This window comes from Mesorhizobium sp. WSM4989, assembly GCF_029625795.1.
Lineage (GTDB): Bacteria > Pseudomonadota > Alphaproteobacteria > Rhizobiales > Rhizobiaceae > Mesorhizobium.
In genome coordinates this window covers 1374539-1398291 of the sequence record NZ_JARTVN010000002.1, presented here as the reverse complement: position 1 = coordinate 1398291, position 23753 = coordinate 1374539, and the positions used below count along the sequence as shown (strand labels likewise).

General features: G+C 63.5%; 26 protein-coding genes. 13 read left to right on the top strand and 13 right to left on the bottom strand.

The features are described from left to right. Positions 1-160 precede the first annotated feature (160 nt). Positions 161-1465, top strand: a complete 1305-nt coding sequence (locus P9217_RS19420) for a hypothetical protein (protein ID WP_278087663.1) — start codon at positions 161-163, stop codon at positions 1463-1465. A gap of 153 nt (positions 1466-1618) precedes the next feature. Here the strand turns inward: P9217_RS19420 and P9217_RS19415 are convergent, their stop codons facing one another. Both P9217_RS19415 and P9217_RS19410 read right to left on the bottom strand, forming a co-directional pair. After that, positions 1619-2083 carry a hypothetical protein gene (locus P9217_RS19415; RefSeq protein ID WP_127403953.1) on the bottom strand — a complete coding sequence of 155 codons (465 nt, stop codon included), beginning with the start codon at positions 2081-2083 and terminating at the stop codon, positions 1619-1621. Positions 2084-2851: 768 nt separating this feature from the next. Further along, positions 2852-3178, bottom strand: a complete 327-nt coding sequence (locus tag P9217_RS19410; protein ID WP_278087664.1) for a hypothetical protein — start codon at positions 3176-3178, stop codon at positions 2852-2854. A 127-nt stretch (positions 3179-3305) separates the two neighbouring features. Here P9217_RS19410 and P9217_RS19405 point away from each other — a divergent pair, with 127 nt between their 5' ends. Continuing rightward, entirely contained in the window at positions 3306-3911 is a 606-nt protein-coding gene (locus P9217_RS19405) for an isoprenylcysteine carboxylmethyltransferase family protein (protein ID WP_278087665.1), read from the top strand. On the opposite strand, the gene P9217_RS19400 is transcribed toward P9217_RS19405, so the two are convergent. After that, complete coding sequence (locus P9217_RS19400) at positions 3905-4084, bottom strand: hypothetical protein (RefSeq protein WP_127240287.1); 180 nt, start codon at positions 4082-4084, stop codon at positions 3905-3907. The two genes, P9217_RS19405 and P9217_RS19400, sit on opposite strands and share 7 nt — an antisense overlap. 275 nt (positions 4085-4359) lie before the next feature. On the opposite strand from P9217_RS19400, the gene P9217_RS19395 reads away from it, so the two are divergent. Beyond that, positions 4360-6570, top strand: coding sequence for a hypothetical protein (locus P9217_RS19395; RefSeq protein WP_278087666.1), 2211 nt, complete (start codon positions 4360-4362; stop codon positions 6568-6570). Between the two features lie 76 nt (positions 6571-6646). Here the strand turns inward: P9217_RS19395 and P9217_RS19390 are convergent, their stop codons facing one another. Then, positions 6647-7006 (bottom strand): hypothetical protein, encoded by a 360-nt coding sequence (locus tag P9217_RS19390; protein ID WP_067329484.1) that lies wholly within the window; start codon positions 7004-7006, stop codon positions 6647-6649. A 545-nt stretch (positions 7007-7551) separates the two neighbouring features. Here P9217_RS19390 and P9217_RS19385 point away from each other — a divergent pair. From P9217_RS19385 to P9217_RS19370, 4 genes are all read left to right on the top strand, one after another. Further along, the gene (locus P9217_RS19385; protein ID WP_127217354.1) at positions 7552-7983 is read left to right on the top strand and encodes a cupin domain-containing protein; all 432 of its coding nucleotides are present in this window, start codon (positions 7552-7554) and stop codon (positions 7981-7983) included. 186 nt (positions 7984-8169) lie between these two features. After that, on the top strand, positions 8170-8928 hold the full coding sequence (locus tag P9217_RS19380; protein ID WP_278088303.1) for a copper homeostasis protein CutC: 759 nt from the start codon (positions 8170-8172) through the stop codon (positions 8926-8928). A 14-nt stretch (positions 8929-8942) separates the two neighbouring features. Continuing rightward, positions 8943-9437 carry a GNAT family N-acetyltransferase gene (locus tag P9217_RS19375; protein ID WP_278087667.1) on the top strand — a complete coding sequence of 165 codons (495 nt, stop codon included), beginning with the start codon at positions 8943-8945 and terminating at the stop codon, positions 9435-9437. 125 nt (positions 9438-9562) lie between these two features. Next, the gene (locus P9217_RS19370) at positions 9563-10048 is read left to right on the top strand and encodes an SRPBCC family protein (protein WP_095778449.1); all 486 of its coding nucleotides are present in this window, start codon (positions 9563-9565) and stop codon (positions 10046-10048) included. Positions 10049-10053: 5 nt separating this feature from the next. Here P9217_RS19370 and P9217_RS19365 read toward each other — a convergent pair whose 3' ends face one another. Next, the gene (locus P9217_RS19365) at positions 10054-11076 is read right to left on the bottom strand and encodes an acyltransferase (protein ID WP_127245672.1); all 1023 of its coding nucleotides are present in this window, start codon (positions 11074-11076) and stop codon (positions 10054-10056) included. A gap of 292 nt (positions 11077-11368) precedes the next feature. Between P9217_RS19365 and P9217_RS19360 the strand changes: the two genes are divergently transcribed. The 4 genes from P9217_RS19360 to P9217_RS19345 are packed head-to-tail and all read left to right on the top strand — an operon-like array spanning position 11369 to position 14281. Beyond that, the gene (locus P9217_RS19360) at positions 11369-12067 is read left to right on the top strand and encodes a fumarylacetoacetate hydrolase family protein (RefSeq protein ID WP_278087668.1); all 699 of its coding nucleotides are present in this window, start codon (positions 11369-11371) and stop codon (positions 12065-12067) included. After that, positions 12064-12714, top strand: coding sequence for a maleylacetoacetate isomerase (gene maiA, locus P9217_RS19355; RefSeq protein WP_278087669.1), 651 nt, complete (start codon positions 12064-12066; stop codon positions 12712-12714). The genes P9217_RS19360 and maiA overlap by 4 nt, the downstream gene beginning before the upstream one ends. After that, complete coding sequence (locus P9217_RS19350; protein ID WP_278087670.1) at positions 12704-13183, top strand: DUF4262 domain-containing protein; 480 nt, start codon at positions 12704-12706, stop codon at positions 13181-13183. Before maiA ends, P9217_RS19350 begins: the two co-directional genes overlap by 11 nt. 57 nt (positions 13184-13240) lie before the next feature. Beyond that, positions 13241-14281: a zinc-dependent alcohol dehydrogenase family protein gene (locus tag P9217_RS19345; RefSeq protein WP_067329463.1), complete on the top strand. Its 1041-nt coding sequence runs from the start codon at positions 13241-13243 to the stop codon at positions 14279-14281. A 9-nt stretch (positions 14282-14290) separates the two neighbouring features. On the opposite strand, the gene P9217_RS19340 is transcribed toward P9217_RS19345, so the two are convergent. Beyond that, a complete protein-coding gene (locus P9217_RS19340) occupies positions 14291-15154 on the bottom strand; it encodes a DMT family transporter (protein WP_278087671.1) in 864 nt (287 codons plus the stop codon). 102 nt (positions 15155-15256) lie between these two features. Between P9217_RS19340 and P9217_RS19335 the strand changes: the two genes are divergently transcribed. After that, entirely contained in the window at positions 15257-16702 is a 1446-nt protein-coding gene (locus tag P9217_RS19335) for a PLP-dependent aminotransferase family protein (RefSeq protein ID WP_278087672.1), read from the top strand. Here P9217_RS19335 and P9217_RS19330 read toward each other — a convergent pair. The 3 genes from P9217_RS19330 to P9217_RS19320 all read right to left on the bottom strand — a co-directional run bounded on the left by P9217_RS19330 (position 16699) and on the right by P9217_RS19320 (position 19179). Then, positions 16699-17196: a MaoC family dehydratase gene (locus P9217_RS19330; protein ID WP_066999871.1), complete on the bottom strand. Its 498-nt coding sequence runs from the start codon at positions 17194-17196 to the stop codon at positions 16699-16701. The two genes, P9217_RS19335 and P9217_RS19330, sit on opposite strands and share 4 nt — an antisense overlap. Positions 17197-17387: 191 nt before the next feature. Beyond that, complete coding sequence (phaP, locus tag P9217_RS19325) at positions 17388-17816, bottom strand: TIGR01841 family phasin (protein ID WP_095801903.1); 429 nt, start codon at positions 17814-17816, stop codon at positions 17388-17390. 67 nt (positions 17817-17883) lie between these two features. Further along, entirely contained in the window at positions 17884-19179 is a 1296-nt protein-coding gene (locus P9217_RS19320; protein WP_095801904.1) for a DUF445 domain-containing protein, read from the bottom strand. A gap of 197 nt (positions 19180-19376) precedes the next feature. On the opposite strand from P9217_RS19320, the gene rirA reads away from it, so the two are divergent. After that, entirely contained in the window at positions 19377-19838 is a 462-nt protein-coding gene (gene rirA, locus P9217_RS19315; protein WP_066999863.1) for an iron-responsive transcriptional regulator RirA, read from the top strand. Here the strand turns inward: rirA and P9217_RS19310 are convergent. The 4 genes from P9217_RS19310 to P9217_RS19295 are packed head-to-tail and all read right to left on the bottom strand — an operon-like array spanning position 19835 to position 23704. Next, the gene (locus P9217_RS19310) at positions 19835-20623 is read right to left on the bottom strand and encodes a heme ABC transporter ATP-binding protein (protein WP_278087673.1); all 789 of its coding nucleotides are present in this window, start codon (positions 20621-20623) and stop codon (positions 19835-19837) included. The genes rirA and P9217_RS19310 overlap by 4 nt on opposite strands. 7 nt (positions 20624-20630) lie before the next feature. Then, a complete protein-coding gene (locus tag P9217_RS19305; protein WP_278087674.1) occupies positions 20631-21731 on the bottom strand; it encodes an iron ABC transporter permease in 1101 nt (366 codons plus the stop codon). 6 nt (positions 21732-21737) lie between these two features. Further along, entirely contained in the window at positions 21738-22631 is an 894-nt protein-coding gene (locus P9217_RS19300) for a hemin ABC transporter substrate-binding protein (protein ID WP_278087675.1), read from the bottom strand. A gap of 11 nt (positions 22632-22642) precedes the next feature. Then, positions 22643-23704, bottom strand: coding sequence for a hemin-degrading factor (locus P9217_RS19295; protein WP_278087676.1), 1062 nt, complete (start codon positions 23702-23704; stop codon positions 22643-22645). Positions 23705-23753 lie beyond the last annotated feature (49 nt).

The following is a 23753-nucleotide window of genomic DNA, read 5'->3' as shown; positions in this document are numbered from 1 at the left end:
AGTGCCCGAATATTGATTCGAGGAAGGCGAAGCGGGACCGCCAATTTGCTGCGCCGGCGGTCCTCGGGGGAGCGTACCGGGCGCGGAACAGCGAAGCAGTGTTGTAGAGATGCGACACGTTTGCGTTTGTATGAGACAAGTCGCGTTTGTAAGGGACAAAATGACGAAATCGCAGTTGCCACAGTGGAACCATCGGATATCATCGACGCGTGGTGCATCTCATGGGGGCTCGCCGGTCATTCGCCTTTTTATCTTAGCACTTAGTGGCATAGGGCTGCTGTACTCTTCGGCTTCGGCACTGGCGGAGGAGCACGAGCGGGCTCTGGCCGAAGAAACTCTACCGGCTCTGGCCGAAGAATGCGCTGCGCCCTGCGCGGGGTACGAGGCTACCGCGGAGTTGCAGAACGACTGGATATTTGGCGCACATCCGTCTTTCCTGAGATCCGATGTGTTCTTTCCGAAGTTGGAGCTCGATCTTTTCTACGCGCCGACGGATTATCTTCGGTTCGTGAGCGCCATCATTACCGAGCCCGTGGTCGACCCGGAACCCGGGGAGGATGCGGCCTTTCAAGGGATCGGCACCTATGTCGGTGAGCTCTACGCCCTCGCTAAGGTCGATCCCCTGACCGTGAGGGCCGGAAAGTTCGACACGGTGTTCAGCCTGGCCAGCGAAGCCCTGCCGGGGATACACGCCCCGGATCTGGCGTCTGTTTTTGACGCTGACGAACGTCTGGGTGGCGAAGCTGTTGTTGGCTTCGAGGGCTTTGGGCTGAACCATGCCCTGGCCGCGACGGTATTCACGACCGACCGGACGTTCCTCAGCGAGTCGCTCTTTACCAACCGTGGACGGCTCACGCTGGCGGATGGCGGTGCCGGCAACACCACCGGTTTATCCTCATTCTCGGTTACCCTTGATGGCTGCAAAGGCGCAGAAAAGGGCGATTGTTACAAGGACGGTGAATTTGGCTATCGCCTTGGCATCCGATACCAGAAGCCCGGGCTCTCCGCCGACACAGGGGAGGAGGAGGAAGAAGAAGAGGAACCGCTGCCGGGGACCGGCAATGAATTGGCCTACCTTGCTGCCGCCACTGGAAGCTTCGACCTCAACGGGAACACACTGAGGCTTCTCGGCGAATCGGCCTACCTTAAGCATTTCGATGGCGGTCCGGACGACGCTCTGCTTCTCACCGGATCTGTCGCGCTAGAAGTGCAACCTATGACCTACATAGCCACCTACACGCATCAGCGGAACTTTGTCGCCGACGGTCCGGACACCCGCGAGCAATTGGCGGATTTCGAAGTGATTTATGCGTCTGGGGAAGAAGAAGACGCGCCGTCCGGCGCGGCGAAATGGAACCTCGGCGCCGCCTACACATTCGCGGAGAATGCTGAGGACGAGAGAACGCACACCTTCAGTGTGCGCGCGACGCTCCAATTCGGCGGACACGTGAAGTTAGGCAGGTAGGTTCGATCGCCCGGATGTCCGGCGCTTGTTGACGGCTGCCTTCTGCTGAACTCGAGTGAGGTCCGCAAGCCCGTCTGCCTGCGCCGGACTTGTTTCTTCTCTCAGGCTGATTGAAGCTATGTCAGCGACCCTTCAGTGCAAGAGTTTCGCCCATCAGCCCTTCACTTCCTTTCCATCCGGATCGAAGACGGGCTGAACGTTCTTGCCCTTGTAGCTTATCTGGAACTCGTAACTCACCTTGCCGTCGCGCATCAGCTTCTCCGCAAGCTTGATCTTTCCACCTGCGAATTTCGTATCAACGGCCGCACGCACCGATTGAGGCACCGCTTCCATCGGAATTGATTCCTCGACGACGATGACCTTGCCGTCTTTATGGTAGAGCACATCGCGCGTCATTGCGCCCTCGACGCTTGCTATCTCGAAAACCAGTTCTCCGTTCTCGACCTCGCGGGCGCATGCCTTGACCTTGGCGACGGGGAAATCCTTGTGGAACATGTCCCGCACCACCAACGGCACCTTCTTGCAGGCTATCGGCTGTTCCGCGGCCGACGCGCCGGTCGCCCCGGCAAGCACGAGGACGAACGCGCCGGGCGCCAGGCAGTAACGAACAGGTTTCATGGGGGACCTCCTTCATATGATTTCATCGGCTTTCGGAGCACCAACACTGGACTCGACCAGACAAGCACGCAGTGCCGCTTTGCCGCCTCTGCCGCGGCGCCGAGTTCGCTTACTCCTAATGGCTCTGCGGCGGTGTGCGGCTGTACGTACTTGCGCGAGCTTCGCCTGCAGCAATGCGACCCACCAAGTTGACAAGTGTTGCGCAACCGACCCGCCGCGCTAGCCAGCGGAGCGTAGGCTTGGCTAAGGGACCCAGCGCGACCGTTGCCCGACGTTGGAAACCCAAGATAGGACAAAGCGCGCCGGCGGACCGATAGCCCAAAACGGCTTTGCCGGCCTAACCGAAAGCCGTAGCGGCTCACCCGAGGTTCCGGACGCCCCCAGCGGGAGGTGGCGCCGTTCCGGTCGTCGCTCCCGTCGCGAGCATGCTCTTTTGCAGCCGCAGCTCCGGCGCCTGCTCGGCGACGACTTCCTTCAAGCGCTACAATGAGCCGAAATCCCGCTCTCTCAGTTAAGCCCACTCTGGCGTTGATTTCGGACAACACGGAAGAAACCCTTCGCAAAAAAGGGGTAATCCCGTCGCAAGCGAGTCAGCTCAACTGCCGAATCGTAAAGCCTGACGACTGCTGCAATACATATGCGCGTCAACCTGAAACGTGCTCGCAGGCACGAGGGAGCCTGCACTGAATGTCTCGCGGAAGTGTCGCCGTAGCGCCCGGCTCATCTGCTCACGTCTTCGCGCCCGAAGACCCTAACAAGTCCTATGGGTCACGAAAGGCGTTTTGCCTGCAGCGCCGTTTGGGCCGAGGAAGCCAAGAACCCGGCCGGCGCGCAGGGGGAACGATCGACACGGAAGCGACCTCCACCCGCATCCTGACGACCATTCTGCAGCCTATCACGGGAGATTTTGTCAACGGAGACGCGGGCTGGCTGCGCGTCGAGCTTCTTGATCCGACGAAAACACCTCCAAGCCGCCAGCTCAACAACGAAATCCCGAACGTCCTGATCCGCGCCGAGATGCCGATCCTCGCCTTCGAACCCGAGAGCGGGCGGCTCCAGGACGTCTTCCTTCAGCTTACCGAGGAGACGATCCAATGATCGATACCCCTCCTGTTCAACCGCACGGCCAGCAAAGCCTGGCAAGCGCAAGCGAGCCGCATATGGGGGGTGCCGTCAAAATGCGGAGCCCAGAAACGCGGCCCCTTCATTCCCGGGGGCCTCGATGAGAGTTCAGTCAGTCAATCAAAGGATGCGGATAAACGCCGCTCGGGCAGCGGGGCTGGTTGCTGCAACCGTTATCCTGTTTTCGCACCCCGGATTGGGTGGGGGCGTACATGAACTGATCCAGATGGCGGGTCTCGGCCTGGTCCTCACCTGCTTCGTGGGCAGGATGTGGAGCATTCTCTATATCGGTTCAAAGAAGAATCTGGAGTTGATTACCTCCGGCCCCTACTCGTTGACCAGAAACCCGCTCTATCTCTTTTCTACGCTTGGAGCAGTTGGAATCGGATTGATCCATGGATCGATCGCCGTCGCTCTGGCGCTGGGATTTTTCAGCTATTGGATCTTGGTCATCACGGCAGCCAAGGAGGCCGAACACCTGAAGACGATCTTCGGCTCGCAATACGATTCCTATGCGCGCTGTACGCCGCTGTTCTGGCCGAAACTGTCCCAATATACGGACTCTGCCGAAGTTGTCTTCTCCCCGAAAGCGCTCAAGCGCAACTTCCAGGATGGACTGTACTTCCCCGCAGCCTATCCCGCCATCGAAGCAATCGAACAATTGCGAGCAGGCAGTTACCTCCCGATCCTCATGACGATCTACTGAGATCCGCCAAGTGCCAGATCCTCTCTCGGCAGCAGGACCAAATGGCCTGCCGATTTCGGCATCGTCAGCAGTTCGTCGAGCTTGATGAGGTAGCCGCGGGAGTCTTGGCGCTCGTGCCGGGCACCGCGATGGCCATTTTGCATGGCCGAACTGTCGCCCAGATGGTTGACCACCGAGGTCTGTGACCTAGCTTAAACTTTACGATGGAGCGTCCAGACTCCGAAATGGTGGCATGGCGTGCACCGTGGGAGAACTCCCCGGGACGTTGAGGATGGAGAGGCGCGAGCTGGCTTTCGACCGGCGCCCAGCCATGCATCGACAAAATTCCCCCAGTACTGGGGCCGAAGCGGTGACAGCTTCGAAGGCAGGCAGCAAAGTTAGCCAGGGCGAGGAGCCACACACCGCTTCACGAGCTTAAAGTTACATCGGAAACCGCGCAGGTACGGCGATGTCAGATCTTGCCGGGTTTTACGCAGACGACACAGGTCTCGCTCTCCTGGGCGGGATGACAATATTTGTGTTGGTAGGCTTCTTTCTTGTGGTCCGGCGTATCCTCATCGCAGCGAGACGGCGTCACCAGTATGGCTACCTGAGCGAAAGCACGCCTATTCCCCTCGATGAGGCTTCTTGGGCCTGGGATCGCCCACGCAATCTTGCAGCCAAGGCGGCTTCTTCCCGGGCCGCCGTGCCCCCGGCCCCGGATGTTCAGGGTCTAAACTCCGGTAAGTCCGGGGTGCGAAAGGATTATCTCAACACGACGCCCGAAGCGGGCGAGAACTCGCGCGAGGACCTGCCCGATGCTTTCGCTCCGGCGACAAGCTTCGCCATGGCCTTACCTCCCCGTGTTCGCAGGCCGACGAGCCCCTTGTTACGCTTGAGCGTCGCCGCAATTTGTCTGGCCGTGCCGCTTGGCTATGCGTTGACGAAACAAAAGCCGGTCGAAAGCGCCCCCGCTGTTTCGCGGGCCGATAGCTACTCCCTTCCCGATCTTTCACGCCCTTTGGAGATTCCTGCCAGCACGGCATCAACCGACGCACCCACGAACGGCGAATTGCCCAAACCGGATCTCAACGCTGCCGAAGCACAGGTCGAGGCAGCTCGTGCTCAGGCAGCAGCTGCAACGGAATTGGCTGGCCAAGAGCACCGAGCGATGGAGGAGGAGCGCGCCAGGAGTGCCGCTCTGGAGAGTGCGCTCGCTGAGACGCGCAAGCAGATCGAGGTGCTGAAGACAAGCCTGGCAGCCGCCGACGACGCCAAGGAGGAGCGTTTGCGCAACGAACTTGTGGCAGCCCGCACACTCGAGGCATTGCGGTGGATTGCGCAAGATGTCCGCGCGCGGATCAGCGAAACCATCGACCATGTCTTTATACAGATGCCCGCTGCTCGCCTCGAACGGGAGCGAACCGAACGGATGGCGCGCGACCTAGCGCAAGCGCGAGCGCAAATTGAACAGCTGGAAGCCAAAGCCGCCGGGGATCGCGCCAAAGCCGAGGCTTCGCTGGCGCAAGCGAGCGGAATGCTTGACGAGGAGCGCCGGAAGTCGGAGGACCTTCGTGGCGACATCGCTGAAATGGAGCAGTCCAAGGCCGCGATCGCGGACACGGCTGAGCGGGAACGGACCGGTGCCGCTGCGACGCGAGCAAGGGTTGAGCAGACTGCCGCCGAGACGGCGCAGGCATTGGCACGGGAACAGGCTTCAGCAGTCGCGAACCGTGCGGACCTCGACAAAGCCCGGCTCGAGCGCGACGCGGCCGAACAGGAGCGAGCCAAGGCCGTCTTAGCAAAAGAGCGTGCCGAGCGGACTGCCGCCGAGACGGCGCAGGCTCTGGAACGCGAACGCGCTTCAGCAATATCGGCCCAAGAGGACGTCACCAGAGCCCGCCTCGAGCGCGACGCGGCTGAGCAGGAGCGAGCGAAGGCTGTCTCGGCGAAAGTGCATGCCGAGCAGGCTGCCACTGAAACAGCGCAGGCGCTGGAGCGCGAACGCGCTTCGGCAGTCGCGGCCCGTGAGGACCTCGACAAAGCCCGGCTGGAGCGCGACGCGGCGTTGCAGGAGCGAGACAGGGCTGTCGCGGCGAGAGAACGTGCGGAGCAGACTGCTAGCGAGACGGCGCAGGCGCTGGAGCGCGAACGCGCTTCGGCAGTCGCGACCCGGGAGGACCTTGACAAGGCCCGGTTGGAGCGCGACGCGGCGTTACAGGAGCGCACCAAGGCGGTCGCAGCGAAAGAGCGCGCGGAGCAGAGTGCTGCCGAGACGGCGCAGGCTCTGCAACGAGAACGCGCTTCAGCAGTGTCGGTCGGAGAGAACCTCAACAAAGCCCGCCTCGAGCGTGACACAGCCCGCCAACTTTTGGGACAGGCCGCCATGAGGCTGAAGGAGGCTCTGGACAAGCAACGTGAAGCGACGGTTTCTTTCGCCCGCGAGCTGGCCGCCGCGCGTGCCGATAATGATAAACTTCGGGCTCAGCGCCGCGACGCTCAGATAGAGCCGCCGCTGAAGCCGCGCACTGGCCGCGCATCGGCCGGCGCAGGCCAGACGAAAGCTGTCAGCCAAAAGAAGACTACGTCCAGCAAGGTTCGCAAACCGTCGCGCGAAATCCGTGTGCGTGCCATCACGCTTCCGTTTTCCCTCCGGCCAAGCCATTCGACGTTGGACTGAGCTGGAACGACTGCCCTGGAAAATCGGGGCTGGGCAGCCTGAACTCGACGTCTACGGCGAGCGCTCCCACTGTGCGCTATGTCAGCCCGATCACGCTGCCTTTCGCGTTCAATTCGCAGCCGACCGGCGCCTGGCGCGTCTCGACGCCGCCTTGATATCCGTAGTCGATGCTGACCTGGACGGGAGCCGATATCCTCTGTCGGCTCAACCGCCGTACGGAACCTGCACTGCTGACGCGCACACTGGTCGCGCCAAACTGAGCTGCGGCCTGCTCGATTGCCTCACGGCAGGCACGAACGATGTTGTCCGGGACACCCGGCAGCACTTCGATTGGATGGACTGCCAGTGGAATGGCGCTGTCTTCGAAGGGCAGCAGGGCGGGCGGAAGGTCGAGCGACCTTCCGCCGTTGCCGGCTACGCCCGCCCTTGACGTCACTGACCCGGTTGTGGTGGGGCTGCTTCCGTCATCGTTAGACGGTGGGGACGGTGGGTCAGACGGCGGACTGCCGCCGGAGCCACCGGGATCGCCGCTAGTTCCGTTGTGCTGACCGTTGTTGCTGCCAGCGCCATGACCTCCGTTATTCCCGTGATCGCCACCAGCGTTACGACCTTGGCCGCGCTCGCCGGCGGCCGCGGCTCCCGCGCAAGCTATCGCGACAGAGCACGCGAACGCGAAACGGACCAAGCTGGATCCCAGATATTGACGCACGGCACCCTCCAAAGGCGCTTCGGCCAGCCGTCCTTCCGCCGCATGCCGTCAGAACGGCGCAGTACCCTCCAGGCAACTCGCGACTACGCCAGGTAAACTAACTAGGGGATGATTCCGGTCTATCAAGGGACTGGGTGCGGCAGCACCCAAGTGCGGGGCAGATTTGAAGGACCTGGCAGCTGATAGTTCATACAGCCCGGGAAGCCCAAATCCTTTCTCCTTGCGAGTCGACAGCGCTTAGGCGATTTTGCCGATCATTTCGGGAGGAAATCGTGCGAAACATTCCGGCATCGGCGCTGCTGCTGGCGGCCGCTTTTTATGCAACCACCGCCGACGCTCTGGACAGTTCGGCCACACCTGTTGTCGTGACGCCATTGGCGTCCAAGACGACGACGGCATCCGGCCAGCCGATCAAGCTGCCCCAGAAGAATGTCGAGGTCCAGGTCTCGGCCTATCAGATCGCGCCCGGCGCGACGCTGCCGGTGCACAAACATCCCTTCCCGCGCTATGCCTATGTCGAGGCAGGCACCCTCAAGGTCACCAACGTCGAGACCGGCAACAGCAACACCTACAAGACCGGCGATTTCATCGTCGAGATGATCGGCCAGTGGCATCAGGCGACCAATATCGGCAGCGACCCGGTGAAGCTGCTGGTGATCGACCAGGTCGAACAAGGCGCCAAGAACACAATCCTGCAGCAGTAGCGAGGCAATGGGGCTCAGCTGTTCCGCGGTAGGGCGGGCGCTCCAAGGCTTGAGCAATCAATAACTGCGCGCCGAACAAAACCGGAAGCGCAAAGTGACCGCTTCGCTTGCTGGACCGATTGATGCGGCTTTCGCCTCGATCGCCCCAATGCTAGGGCTGCGCTTTCTCTTCAACATGGATAGATGATGGTGACCGACACTCAAAGGCCCCTGATCGAACTCTGCGTCGAAGGCATTGACGGGCTGCTTGCCGCGCAGGCCGCCGGCGCCGACCGGGTCGAGCTTTGCGCCAGCCTCGTCGAAGGCGGCATTACGCCGAGCCTCGGCACGGTGCGCGTAGCCCTCGAACGTGCGACCATCCCGTTTCATGTTATCGTGCGCCCGCGCGGCGGCGATTTTCTCTACAGCGAGGCGGAATACCAATCGATGCTGGCCGATATCGGCGCGCTGCGCGATCTCGGCGTGGCCGGCATCGTCGTCGGCTGCCTGACCGCTGACGGCGCAATCGATGAAGCGAGAATGAGCGAACTGGTGCGCGCCGCCGGTCCCCTCAATGTCACCTGCCACCGCGCCTTCGACATGACGCGTGACCCGGCCGAGGCGCTCGAAGCGCTGATCCGCTGCAAGGTCGGCCGCGTGCTGACCAGCGGGCAACGCGACACGGCGCTGGAGGGCGTCGATCTGCTCGCGCGCTTGGTTCGCCAGGCCGGCGCACGCATCATCATCGTCGGCTGCGGCGGGCTGGCGCCCGACAATATCGGCGAGGTTCGCCGGCAAACCGGACTGACCGAGATGCATTTCGCCGCGCTTGCCGACGTGCCGAGCGCCATGCGCTACCGCAACCCGCATGTCGGCATGGGCGGCACCGATCTCGATCGCGAGTACCGCAACACGGTGACCGACCAGGACTTGGCGGCGGCAACGATCGCGGCCGCGAGGGTCTGATGCGGGAAGTGACGATGTCGAAAGATCGCTCGCCGATCGAACGCGTTTCGCCTGCCGACGAGGCCGCCATTCTCGCTCTCAACAACGAGCATGCCGCCGAGTTGTCCTGGCTGGAGCCGGAGCGCCTGTCATTCCTGATCGGGCAGGCTTTCTACACGCGCCGCATCGGGGCGCTCGAAGCCTTCATCATGTGCTTCGATCAGGATGCCAGCTACGAAAGCCCGAACTTCCTCTGGTTTCGTGAGCGCTACTCCCGCTTCGTCTATGTCGACCGGGTGGTGGTCGCGGCCGAAGCGCGCGGCCGTGGCTATGCCCGCCGTCTCTACGAGGATCTGTTCGAGCATGTCAGGCGCGCATGCCACACGATCGTAACCTGCGAGGTCAATGCCGATCCCCCGAACCCCACATCGGATGCCTTTCACGCGGCGCTCGGCTTTGCCGAGGTCGGCGATGCCGTGATCCACGGCGGCAGGAAGTCGGTGCGCTACTACGCCAAGCCGATCGACTAGCGCATGGCCCTGGAAGCCAGAGGCTTTCAACCATGAGCCAAACAAGGTCTCATGCGGCCGCCGCACTGGCCACAAACAGAAGCTGCAGCTAATGTATCGTCTTCGCGTGCCGGGGGCGTGACATCATGCCAAGCAACGTCTTCCGCTTCGACGAGAGTTGGAACATTCCCGATGCCACGCCGCAGGAAGTGTGGGACGTTCTGTCCGACGCCGAGTTGCTGCCGCTCTGGTGGGGCGACGCCTACAAGGAAGTCGAGCCGCTCGACAAGAAAGGCAAGGCCGTCGTCGGGTCACGGGCAAGAGCCAGGGCGCGAGGCGCCCTGCCCTACGAGCTGAACTTCATCATCGAGGCCGCGGAGCTCGAGCCTGGCCGGCTGGTGGTGGTGAAGACCTTCGGCGATTTCGACGGCCTGTGGCGGGCTGAGCTGTCGCCAGCCGGAAGCGGAACGCATGTGAAGCTCACCTGGCAGGTCATCGTGGAGAGGCCGATCCTCAAACTCCTGGCACCCTTGCTCAGACCGGCTTTCGCGTGGAATCACCGCTGGACCACACCTCGCGGCGAAGCCGGGCTTCGGCGCTATCTCGCCGCACAAAAAACCGGCAAGGCCTGACCTCCTCACCAATTGCGGTTGAGCCAGCCGCGCGCCGGTTTCTCGACGATGTAGTAGCTCGCCAGGGCGCAGGCGAAGACCGCGCCCAGCATCGGGATCGGCGCCACGTCGCGGTCATGGACGAATTTGTAGAAGGGCTGCTGCCACAGATAGAGCGAGTAGGACCACAGCCCCAGCATCACCATCGGCCGCGATGACAGTAGGCCGGTCAGATAGCCGCCGGCGAAGTCGAGCGTGTTGACGGCGAGCGCCAGCAGCGGCACGCCCAGCAGATAGTGCAAGGGCGTCGGCACCGGATCGAGGAACAGCAAGATTCCCCCCACCGCGGCCGCCAGCGCCAGATGCCGGCTCCTGAGGAATGCCGGCAGGTGTCCATCGGCCTTGAGCAGGCAGATCGCCGCCGACAGCAGGATCGAGGCGATATGCACGTCGGTTCGCCAATAGCTGGTTTCGTAGTCCATGCCGAAGACCCAGTAGGAAATAGCGCCGTTGGCCATAGCGAGCAGCGACAGCATGACAAGCAGGCGCACGACATTCGCGCGCCTGGAAACCGCCACGCTGATCAGCGCCAGGATGACATAAGAATGCTCCTCGATGGCAAGCGACCAGATATGGTCGAGCGCGCCCGCGCGATTGATGAGAATGCCGGCATAGTTGTAAGTGAATGTCAGCGCGGTAAGCGCCGCCTTCCATTTGAAGGCAATGAAGGTGCCGGAGAGCCCGATCATGACGGCAACCACGAACACCAGCAGGGCTGGATAGACGCGGGCGAACCGGCGCTTGAAGAACTTCTTCAGCGGAAAGCGCTCGACGAACAGGATTTCCCCCATCAGCCGGCCGCTCAGCACGAAGAAGAACTCGACGCCGAGCACGCCGAGATTGATGCCGCGAATCGGAAAGAAATGGCCGATCAGCACGAAGGCGATCGACAGGCCGCGCCAGCCGTCGAGATAGGCCAGCCTTGCCCGTGCCGCCTTGTCGGCTGCGGCCCGCGGCAGGACGCCGGCCGTCGCGGAGATGTCGGTCATGCCCGTCCCTCGCAACTCGAGGTCCCGGCATAGCCGTGCCTGGAACCGCTTCGTTTTCCCCGCCGCAGTTATTTTGCAGTGCGGGATAATCTTGTGCAAGTGCGAAGCAGCGAATTCACAGGCAGTTCCTGCCAACCGATTGCGAACACAAAAGAAAAAGGGGCCGCGGCGGGTCCTGCCGCCGCTTGGTGAACCCGCCATGGTCGGCAATGTTTCGTGGCCTAATGCCTTGCCCGCCTGCCGAAATCGGCCGAATGTGCGGATCGATTCATTTCCAACGCAGAGACCGCCTATGGCAGACTTCGTCCTCCCTCCGCCCGCGATCGCTTCGGTCGCGGTGACCGGCTCGGCGGAACGGTTTGCCGTGCGCCGCATCTTCTGCGTTGGCCGCAACTACGCGGCGCATGCGCGAGAACTCGGCAATGACGAGCGCGATCCGCCCTTCTTCTTCACCAAGCCGGCCGACGCCGTGGTCGACAGCGGCGCCGAGATCCCCTACCCGCCGCTGACTGGCAATCTCCACCACGAGATCGAGCTGGTCGTGGCGATCGGCAAGGCCGGCTTCCGCATCCCTCGCACCGAGGCGCTCGCGCATGTCTGGGGCTATGGCGTCGGCGTGGACCTCACTCGCCGCGACCTGCAGGACCAGGCGAAGAAAGCGGCCCGCCCCTGGGACTGGTCGAAGGCCTTCGACTTCTCCGCGCCTTGCGGCCCTCTGCTTCCGGTCGCAAGGTCTGGCCATCCCCAAACGGGTCGCATCTGGCTCGCTGTAAACGGTGACGTAAAACAGGACGGCGACCTCGCCGAGCTGATCTGGCCCGTCGCCGATGTCGTCTCGATCTGCAGCGAGTCGGTCGAGCTCCAGCCCGGCGACCTGATCTTCACCGGCACGCCGGCCGGCGTTGGCGCGGTTCAGGCGGGCGACAAGATCACTGGTGGCGTCGACGGCATCGGCGCCGTCGAGGTCACCATCGGGCAGCCGAGGCGATGAGCGACCTCGTCCTCCATAACTATTATCGATCCTCCACCTCATACCGGGTGCGGATCGCGCTGGAGATGAAGGGGCGTGCCTACACCTATGTGCCCCACCATCTGCGCCATGGCGAGCATCTCGAGCCCGCCTATCTCGCGGTCAATCCGCAAGGGTTGGTGCCGGCGCTGGTGCTCGACGACGGAACGCTTTTAACCCAGTCGCTGGCGATCATCGAATATCTCGACGAGATCGAGCCCGAGCCGCCGTTGTTGCCCAAGGATGCGCTGGGACGCGCCAGGGTCCGGATGCTGGCGCAGATGATCGCCTGCGACATCCATCCGGTGAACAATCTGCGCGTGCTCACCTCGCTGCGCACCTTGTTCGGCGCCGGCGACGAGGATGTCGTCAACTGGTTCCGGCATTGGGTGAATGAAGGTTGCCAGCCGCTTGAAAAGATTCTGGCCGCCTCGCCCGAGACCGGCAGGTTCTGCCATGGCGATACACCGGGGCTCGCCGATATCTGCCTCGCCGCGCAGGTCACCAACAATGCCCGCTTCGGCGTCGACATGGCGGCCTATCCGGTGATCTCGCGCATCCACGCCGCCTGCATGGCGCTGCCGGCGTTCCAGAAGGCTGCGCCGCAGAACCAGATCGATGCCGAGTAGGGAAGCCAGGGATCCCGACGAGGCTAAGACGCTCGCCGATATGGAGGAGTATGGCTGTCATATTCTCTGCGTGCTGGAGGACGACGAGCACCCGCCATTCGCTTACTCGGTGGGGATAGAGTACAATTTCAAAGCCCCTGAGCTGGTCGTCATCGGGCTCAAGCCGGAGCTTTCGCAGACCATCATCAACGAGTATTGCCGACGAGTGCGCAGCGGCGAGAGGTTCAAGGTTGGAGAGCGGGCGTCGGGTTTCCTGGGAGGAGGCTTCGACTGTCAATTCGGTGCGGTCCATCCCGACCACTACCCTGAATATTTCGGTTGGGGCATATGGTTTTACGACGGGCCCGTTTTCCGGATTATGCAGCTTATCTTTCCGACAACCTCCGGTGTTTGGCCATGGGATGCCGAAGCCGGCGAGTGGTTTTGCAAGCGGCAACCATCGCTCGACCAACCACCATTGCCGACCTAGCTTGGGACCTACTACCCAAAACCGCACTGCCCTTTGAACTGGATAGAAAGCACTCCCATGAAAGCTGTCGTCTTCGAAAAATTCGGCGAAGCTCCCACGATCCAGACCGTGCCTGACCCCAAGCCGGCGGGGGATGGCGTCGTCATCAAGGTCGAGGCGACCGGTCTTTGCCGCAGCGACTGGCATGGCTGGATGGGTCATGACGACGGCATCACGCTGCCGCATGTCCCCGGCCATGAACTGGCGGGCGTCGTCGTCGCCGCCGGCAAGCAGGTGAGCCGCTGGAAGGCCGGCGACCGCGTCACCGTGCCTTTCGCCGTCGGCTGCGGCCGCTGCTTCGAATGCAACTCCGGCAACCATCAGGTCTGCGAGCACCAGACCCAACCTGGCTTCACGGGCTGGGGCTCGTTCGCCGAATATGTCGGCATCGAACATGCCGACACCAATCTCGTACGCCTGCCGGACGAGATGGAGTTCGCCACTGCCGCCAGCCTCGGCTGCCGCTTCGTCACCTCCTTCCGCGCCATCGTCGACCAGGGCCGGGTGACGCCCGGCGAGTGGGTGGCGGTGCATGGCTGCGGCGGTGTCGGTCTCTCGGCGATCATGATCGCCAGCGCCATGGGCGCCAATGTCATCGCCATCGACCTCACCGACGAGAAGCTGGAGTTTGCGAAAAGGATCGGGGCGGTCGCGACCATCAACGCTTCGACCACGCCCAATGTCGTCAAGGCCGTCAAGCAGATCACCAACGGCGGCGCGCATATGTCGATGGACGCGCTCGGCCATCCAACCACGTGCTTCAACTCGATCGCCAATCTGCGCCGGCGCGGTCGCCATGTTCAGGTCGGGCTGATGCTGGGCGACCATGCCCGCCCGCAAGTGCCGATGGACAAGGTCATCGCCTTCGAGCTCGAAATCCTCGGCAGCCACGGCATGCAGGCCTACCGCTATTCCGCCATGATGGACATGATTCGCACCGGCAAGCTGAAGCCCGAACTGTTGGTCGGCAAAAGGATCAGCCTCGATGAGGCGCCAGCCGCATTGATGGCGATGGGCGGCTTCGAGGGCATCGGCATCGGCGTGGTGACGAAGTTTTGAGTAGGCTCCCTACCTGGCGAACTTCTTCGCCCCGAACACGCAGGCCACCACGCCGAGCGTGACCACCACCATCAGCGGGCTGACCTGCTCGTGCAGCAGACTCGCCGCGAGCGCCAGGCCGAAGAAGGGCTGCAGCAGTTGCAATTGCCCGACCGCGGCGATGCCGCCCTGCGCCAGGCCGCGATACCAGAACACGAAGCCGATCAGCATGCTGAACAGCGAGACATAGCCGAGGCCGATCCATGCGCCGGAGCCGACAGCGACAAAAGACGGCGGCAGGGTCGCAAAGCTCAGCGCTAACATGACCGGCAGCGACAGCGCCAAGGCCCAGCAGATCACCTGCCAGCCGCCGAGCTTGCGCGACAGCGCCGCACCTTCCGCATAGCCCAGCCCGCAGGCGATGATGGCGGCGAGCATCAACCCGTCGCCGACCGGTGAGGCGGTCACGCCTTGCGACAGCGCGAAACCCGCGACGAGCGTGCTGCCCAGGCAGGAAAACAGCCAGAAGGCCGGGCGCGGACGGTCGCCGCCGCGCAGCACACCGAAGATCGCCGTCGCCAGCGGCAGCAGGCCGACAAAGATGATGGAATGCGCCGCCGTTACATGTTTGAGCGCCAGCGCCGTCAGCAGGGGAAAGCCGACCACGACGCCTAGCGCAACGACGACCAGCGAGACCAGATCCCCGCGATCCGGGCGCTTCTCGCGGAACAGGAACAGCATTGCGATGCCGAGCAGGCCGGCGATCGCCGCACGGGCCGACGTCAGGAAGGTCGGGTCGAAATCGACCACCGCCACGCGCGTCGCCGGCAGCGACCCGCTGAAGATCAGCACGCCGATGAAGCCGTTGAGCCAGCCGTTGAAACTCTTATCCATCATCCGCTCCGTTTGCGCTTCTGTACCGGCGCAGCGCATGGCTTTGCCAGAGACAATGGGGTACAATTCCGCAAAACTGTATTGGTCAACAGGGAAGTACAGATGGACACGCCCGACCCGAAGGCGACGAATGCCGGAACGCTCGTCGAAGCCGTCATGTCGGCAATCCGGCAGCGGATCGCCGCGCGCATCCTGACGCCGGGCGCGCGCTTGCCTTCGATCCGCGCCTTCGCCGGCACGATGCAGGTGTCAAAATCTACGGTGGTCGAGGCCTATGAGCGGCTTGCGGCGGAAGGCACGATCCGCTCGCGGCCGGGCTCCGGCTTCTTTGCCGCCGGCCCGCTTGCGCCGCTGTCGCTGGCCGAGATCGGCCCGCGGCTCGACCGCGCCGTCGACCCGCTCTGGGTCTCGCGGCAAGCACTGGAGGCATGCGACGATATGCTGAAACCGGGCTGCGGCTGGCTGCCGGCTTCCTGGATGCCTCAGGCCGCGTTGCGGCAAGCACTGCGCGGCGCCGCCCGAGCCGACGATGCGACGCTTGCCGACTACGGCACGCCGCTTGGCCTGCCGGCACTGCGGCAGCTGCTTGCCCGCCGCCTGTCGGCGCACGGCGTCGAGGCTTCGCCGGACCAGATCATGCTCACCGAGTCCGGGACGCAGGCGATCGACCTATTGTGCCGCTTGCTCCTCGAGCCGGGCGATACGGTTCTGGTCGACGATCCCTGCTATTTCAACTTCCATGCGTTGCTGCGCGCGCACCGCGCCAAAGTGGTCGGTGTCGCGATGACACCCTCAGGGCCCGATATCGACCTCTTCGCGCAAGCGCTCGCCGAGCACAAGCCGCGCCTCTACATCACCAATTCCGCGCTTCACAACCCGACCGGCGCGGTGCTCTCGCCGCTTATAGCGCACCGGCTGCTCAAGCTTGCCGATCAATCGGATCTCGCCATCGTCGAGGATGACATCTTCGCCGATTTCGAGCACGCGCCGGCGCCGCGGCTGGCGGCCTTCGATGGCCTCGGCCGCGTCGTCCAGATCGGTTCCTTCTCCAAGACGCTGTCGGCTTCGGTGCGATGCGGCTTCATCGCCGCGCCCCGCGACTGGATGGAACGGCTGATTGACCTCAAGATCGCCACGACTTTCGGCGGCGGGAGGCTCTCCTCGGAACTGGTGCTGACTCTGCTGAAGGACGGCAGCTACCGCAAGCATGTCGAGCAGTTGCGCACCCGCCTGTCGCGCGCAATGGCCGAAACAGCCGGCAGGCTGAAAGCAATGGACGTTATGCCCTGGATCGATCAGGGGGCCGGTATGTTCCTGTGGTGCCGCCTGCCCGACGGCATCGACGCCGCCGATGTCGCCCGCCATGCGCTGGCGGATAATGTCGTGCTGGCGCCCGGCAACGCCTTCAGCCTGTCGCACTCCGCCGGCCGCTTCATGCGTTTCAACGTCGCCCAATGCGCCGATGAGCGCAACTTCAGAGTGCTTGAAAGGGCAATGGCCGCGTCCCGTCGCAAAGGCGCGTCGCAGCCCGGCAGCGGCAGAGCTTAGGCGCCTGCCCGCTTGCGGCGCTCATACATCATCACCAGCGTCTCGGCAGTCAGCGCCGGCTTCTGCTCGCCCTCGATCTCGACGGTGTTCGCGGCCTTCATCAGATATTGGCCGGGGCCGCGGTCTTCCATGGTGAGCAGCGTCGTGCGCAGCCGGATACGTGCGCCGGACTTCACCGGCGCCAGGAAGCGCACTTTGTCGAAGCCATAGTTGAAGGCGGCTTGCGTGTTTTCCGGCACGATGCCCATTTCCAGCGCCAGCGCGCCGATGATCGACAGCGTCAGATAGCCATGCGCGATCGTAGTGCGGAACGGACTCTGCCGCTTCGCGCGCTCCGGATCGACATGTATCCACTGGTGGTCGCCCGTGCATTGGGCGAACTGGTCGATGCGCTGCTGGTCGACCGTCGTCCAGTCCGACACGCCGATCTCCTGGCCGGCCATTGTCCGCAACTGTTCAAAGGTCGGCGGCGTCCTCGGCCGATTTTCCGTCATTCCTGCTTTCCTGCTGGCTTCTGCCAATCTCCCGACCATGAACCGGCGGCTCCTGTCAATTCGCGGCCCCTCGATTTCACCCTCAGAGTTGACGGTTTTACGGCAAGCCGCGAACGCGCAGCCGCACGCGCCGCCGATTGCTCAGCCGCCTGAACCCGATCCGGAAAACCCGAATAGGCGCCCTGGATTGCTCACTTCCCGTCGTAGCCGGCCCGGATTTCCGCCATCGCGTCCTTGATCCTGTCGCGCAGGATTTCGACCGATTCGGTGCCGGATTTCCGAACCAGGTCGGCGACCTCGCCGGCATTCTTCAGCGTTGTCTCGAAGGATTTCCTGGCGAAATCCACCTGCTTCGTCATCAACTCCTGCGGATTGCCCGGAGGCTGGTAGTTGCGTGCCATCCGGGTAATTTCGCCGAGCGCCTCCTGCACCATTTCGTGCTGTCTCGACAGAATGGATGACGCGCCGGCGGCGCTTGCCCGGGCCGACTTCTCCAGAGCCTCGAGATTCCTGCGGTGGTGATCGAGGATCGCCTGGATGTCGACCTTCGGCAGCTTCAAGTCGCGGCCGAACCTGCTGAAGATGTCCAGAAAAGAGTCGGATTCCGGTTGTTTTGCCATGTCGTCGCCTCCCGATCTGCCGCTCTTACAGCGCCCACTAGGGAGAATAGTGCGCGCCCGGTCCGCGTCAATTGAGGAGAAGCAGCCGCTCCGCCGTATAGAGTGCCAAGCCGGCCAGACCGCCGATTACCATGCCGTTGAAGCGGATGTACTGCAGGTCCTTGCCGATATTGATCTCGATCAGCCGCGTCAGCTGGGCCAGATCCCAGCGCTTGACCTGATCGGCGATGAATTTCGACACGCCGCTCTTCTGGCTTTCGACGAAGGAGGCGAGCGCCACAACAAAACCCTGGTTCATGTCGGCCCTGATCTGGGCATCGTCGGCCAAATGTCGTCCGACCTCGACGAACAGGTTGGCGAGGTGCTCGCGGATCGTCGAATTGGCCGCGTTGGCGTCCTGCTCGATGAACAAGCGCAGGCTTGCCCAAGTGTCGCCGGCGAGAGCCCTGACTTCCGGACGGCCCAGGAAATCGCGCTTCAGCTTTTCGGCGCGCCTTGCATATTGCTTCGAGGTCCTGAGCCGCTCGACGAAGCGAAGTACGAAACGGTCGAACTCGGCGCGCGCCGGATGATCGGGATCGGCCCGCACCTCCTCCAGTAGCAACCCGGCGGAAGCGACAATCTTCTTGAGCAGATAGGCGTCGGCGCGAAACAGGTTGAACAGCGACGGCAGTTCCTCACGGATCTTTTCGCGCATCGTCGCCAGCGCCTTCTCGTCGTTCAGGAAGCGCCCGACCACCCTGGTGAACTCGTCGAACAGTTTCTGGTGGCGCCGGTCGTCGGTGAGCGCCGACAACAGCTCCGCGGCTAAAGGCGCCAGCGGCACTTTTTCGATCTGCTCCAGCAAGCGGCTGGTGACGAAGTCGCGCAGCCCGGACTGCTCCACGGCGGTCAGCGTCTGCGGCACCAGGCGGGCGACGAATCGCGACAGGTCGGCGGCGCGTTCGGCGTCGGCCAACCAGTCGGCGACGAGGGCCGCAAAGTCGACCTCGGCGAGCTTTTCCCGCACGGGCTCCGGCGCAAGGAAATTGGCCTCGATGAACCGGCCGAGATTGTCGGCGATGCGGTGCTGGTTCTCGGGAATGATGGCCGTGTGCGGGATCGGCAAGCCGAGCGGGCGCCTGAACAACGCCACGACCGCATACCAGTCGGCCAGCCCGCCAATGATCGCCGCCTCGGCGAACGCGGCAACAAAGCCGAGCCACGGATGGGTGATCTCTAAAGACTTGGCGAGCGCGAAGACAAGGATGCATAGGCCAAGCGCCGCGGCGGCGACGAACTTGGTCCGCCGCAATGCCGAGAGCTTTGCCTGCGCATCGGCGTCGAATCGAACCGGCGCAAGGGCCTGAGCTGATTGTGACATGGAAAGGTCTTCCCTATTGCACCCGGACTTATCTAGGGCCTGCGCCGGGGAAACGCTCGCTCAAAGCGCATTGCGGTGCGATGCGGCGGAGTCGCACAAAAAGTTGACAAGATTATTCAGCTATGTAGCGGTCCAGTCTGGAATTGTTCCAAACTATGGGCCATATATTCGGCCCAAGCTAATTTCGCGAGGATACCATGCGGCTCACGCGCCAGACGAACTATGCGATGCGCATACTGATGTATTGCGCCGCGAACAGCGACCGCCTGAGCCGCATCCCCGAGATCGCCACCGCCTATTCGGTTTCGGAGCTGTTTTTGTTCAAGATCCTGCAGCCGCTGGTCGAGGCCGGCCTGGTCGAGACGGTGCGTGGCCGCAATGGCGGCGTCAGGCTCGGCCGCCCGGCAGAGCAGATCAGCCTGTTCGACGTCGTGCGCGTCACCGAAGAGAGCTTCGCCATGGCCGAGTGCTTCGAGAACGACGCCGCCGAATGCCCGCTGGTCGACAGCTGCGCCTTGAATTCGGCGCTGCGCGAAGCGCTCAACGCCTTCTTCGCCGTGCTCTCCCGCTACACGATCGCAGACCTCGTTGCGGCGCGTCCGAACGTGCGCCACCTACTTGGCATCGACCTCCTGGAGCAGCGCGCCCCGGCTGCCTAAGCTGCCGATTGCGGCAACACGAACGGAACGCTTCCAGCAGGCAGTGCGCCGACCTTGAGCCGACAATCGAACACCTTTTCGATCAGCTCGTCATTGAGCACGTCTTGCGGCGAGCCGGCGGCAGCCAGCTGGCCACGAGAGAGCACGAAAATCCGGTCGGCATACATGGCCGTCAGATTGAGGTCGTGCAGGATCGCCACCACGCCGCCGCCGCGCCGCGCGAAATCGCGCGCAACGTTCATGATGATGAGTTGGTGCTTGACGTCGAGGCTGGAGACAGGCTCGTCCAGGAAAAGGTAGCGCGGCCTGCCCTCGAGAACCGGCGCCCAGACCTGGCAGAGCACACGGGCAAGCTGGACGCGCTGCTGCTCGCCGCCTGAAAGCTCCTGGCAGAAGCGGCCGGCAAAGCCGTCGAGATCGACACCCGCCAGCGCCCGCTCGGGCAAGCGCGCATCCTCGCCGGGCAGCACCCCGGAACGCCCGCCGATCAGGCCGAGACGAACGACCTCTAGCACCGTGAAGGGAAAGGACAGCGTGGTGGACTGCGGCAGCACGGCGCGATGCGTCGCTGCCTCCACCGGCTTCATGGAAACCAGGTCTCGGCCATTGAGGATGACAGTGCCGGTATAGGAGAGCTCGCCCGTCAGCGCCTTGAGCAGCGTCGTCTTGCCTGAGCCATTGGGCCCGACGATTGCCGTTACCTCGCCCGGCCGCGCCGTGAAATCGACATGCGACACGATGCGCCTGGAGCCGATCGCTACGGAGATGTCCCGGGCTTCGATCATCGGCTGCTCACAGATCAATGACGCCGCGCTTGCGCAGCAGGATCCACAGGAAGAACGGCGCGCCGGCCACTGCCGTGACGATGCCGATCGGCAGTTCGGCGGGCGCGACGACGGTACGGGCGACCGCGTCGGCAAGCAGAAGCAGCGAGGCGCCGAGCAAGGCCGAGGCCGGCAACAGGTAGCGGTTATCCGGACCGATCGCGAGGCGCAACAGATGCGGCACGACGATGCCGATGAAGCCGATGCCTCCGCTGACGGCGACCGACGCACCGACCGCCGCCGACACGCCGACGATAGCCGTATATTTCAGCCGCTGGACCGGAATGCCGAGATGGCCGGCGGTCGCCTCGCCGAGCGCCAGCGCATCGAGGCCGCGCGACAGGAACGGCATCGTCGCCAATGCCAGCAAGATCACCGGCCCGACCGTGCCGATTTTCGGCCAAGCGGCGCCGCCAAGCGAGCCGAGTTGCCAGAAGGTGAGGTCGCGCAATTGCCTGTCGTCGGCCACGAAGACCAGTATGCCGGTGAGCGCCATGGCAAGGGCGTCGATCGCCAGGCCGGCGAGCAGCATCGTGGCGACTGACGTCCGGCCGTGGCGCGTCGCAATGGCATAGAGCAGCAGCGTCACCGCCAGGCCGCCGAGGAAGGCTGCCAGCGGCAGGGCGAGCGTGCCAAGGGCGAGCGTGACAGGCGCAAGCCAGGTTGTGCCGAGCACGATGATTGCCACCGCGCCAAGGCTCGAGCCGGCCGAGACGCCGATCAGGCCGGGATCGGCGAGCGGGTTGCGGAACAGTCCTTGCATCACCGCGCCGGAGACGGCGAGCGCGGCGCCGATCAGCACGCCGAGCAGCACGCGCGGCATGCGGATGTCATAGACGATCAGCCGGTCGCGCGCGGCGAGCGCCGTATCGGCCGGCACGCCTCCGGTCAGCCAGTCGCGGATGACGCGAACGGCGGACGCGTCCGAAGCGCCCGAGGTCAGCGACAGGAATATGGACAGCGCAAGCGCGACAGACAAAAGCAGGATGACGATCCTTGCCCGCGCCGAGCGGTCGCCATCGGATGCCCTCACCCTGCCCGCCGGCCCCGCAATCGACTGTTCGGCCATCACCGCTCAGTCCGTGACCTGATTGCCGTAAAGCGAGACGGCGAGGTCGTGGATGGCCGCGGCCGTGCGCGGCCCGAAGCCCAGCAGGTAGCCGCTATCCATGCTGATCAGCTTGCGAGCAGCTCCCGCGGGCGTCGAGGTGATCGATGGATTGGCCAACAGCTCATCTTCCGAGATCGGCGGACCGGCGTTTTTCATGGTCAGGATCACATCCGGCCTTGCAGTGACGATCGCCTCGTCGGACATCTGCTTGTAGCCCGAAAAACCCTCGACCGCGTTGACGGCGCCGGCAAGCCTGATGATGCCGTCGCCGGCCGTATCGCTGCCCGCGGCCAGGATCTTGCCGCCCTGCATCGACAGCACGAACAGGACGCGCTTGCGCTCCTTGATCGCGGCCGTCTGCTTTTCGGCCGACTTCAGCTTCGCGTCCGTCTCCGCAGCGAGCTTCTCCGCCTTGGCCTCGACCCCCAGCGCCCTCCCGACGGTGCGGATCTTTTCGAGGATGCCTTCATGGCTGTAGCGCTCTGGCACCTCGATAAAGGGCACGCTCGATTTCTTCAGCACGTCGACGGTTTCCTTCGGGCCGCTCCCATGCAGGGCTAGAATCCCCGATGGATTGACCGACAGAACGCCCTCCGGCGACAGCGCGCGCATATAGCCCACATCGGGCAATTTCTGCGCGGCTTGCGGGAAAGAGCTGGTCGAATCACGGGCGACGAGGTGACCTTCCTCGCCGAGCGCATAGACGATCTCGGTGATCGAGCCGCCGATGGAGGCAATCCGCGAGGTGTCGGAGAAGACGGCCCTACCTTCATCGGCTCCGGCAGGCAGAGCGGCGGTGGCAAGCAGAACGCCGACCAGCAGCGCAAGCCCAGAGCGGAAACGGTGAACGACACGCATCGAGTCTCGCCTCATGCAGCGGTCGGGCTGGGGATGCGGGGCAGGTTCTCGGCCAGGAAGCGCCAGTCTTCGCGCTCGCCCTCGCCTTCATGGCGCTTGCCGAAGAACTGGATGATCATGCCCCCCTTGGCGTCGTAAGCCTCGAGCGAGGTGACATGGCCATCCTTGGTCGGCTTGCGCACCGCCCAGACTTCATGGATGTGATCGGTCCTCAGGTGCAGGTGGAAGGTCTCGTCGAGCACGTTAATCCATGGTCCCATCGGCTTGACCGACTTGATCGGGCCGGAATGGATCTGGATGCAGCCGCGGTTGCCGACGAAGCACATGATCGGCATCTCGCCTTCCGCCGCGTGGTGAAACATGGCGCTGACGGCATCATTGTCGAGCAGCCATGCATAGTCCTGGCCCACCATGCGCACCGCCTCACGGCGGCTGAGCTTCAGCGTCTTCAGCATGCCGAAGAACTGATGCACGTCGGTCATCCGGCTCCAGCGGTCGCGGAGGTCGTCGATGCTGGCTACCGAGGCTTGCACCTCCACTTCGTCCTCCGGCGCGCTTGAGGGGATTGCGATCGTCGGCTCCTGGTTCGACGATTCAAGGCTCGCCATCAGCTTCTGGTAAGCATAGAGGTTCGAGGCCGCCCGCAGATGCACCTTGTGAACGGCCTCGCCGGCCGCATCGAAGAACTGCAGGCTGCGGCGGATCTCGCCCCCGTCGCGTTTCTCGACGGCAAAGCCATGTGCCCACACTTTCGGGAAGATGCGCAGGTCGATGTTCTCGCCGAGCACCATGGCGTTGTGATTGCCAGTGACGACCTTGTCGTAGACGCCGATCTTTTCGTGCACGGCGCTTTCGTTGCGGGTCAGCGCCATCACTTCGCCGACCGCTTCGAGGCCGCTCAGCAAGTCATTGACGCGCGGCTCGACGCGCACGGCGCCATGGCCGCAATGTGCCGCGACCAGCTCTGCTTCCGAAATGCCGAGTTGGGCCGCCAAATCGCGCTCGCGCATCTTCGGATTGTCTTCCCGCGAACCCCGGATCTCGTCCGGCGACGGCTTCACGCGTTGGTCCATATCGTCCACCTGCCCACTTTTTGTCTGCCCTGTTCGTCTGCCGATCGTG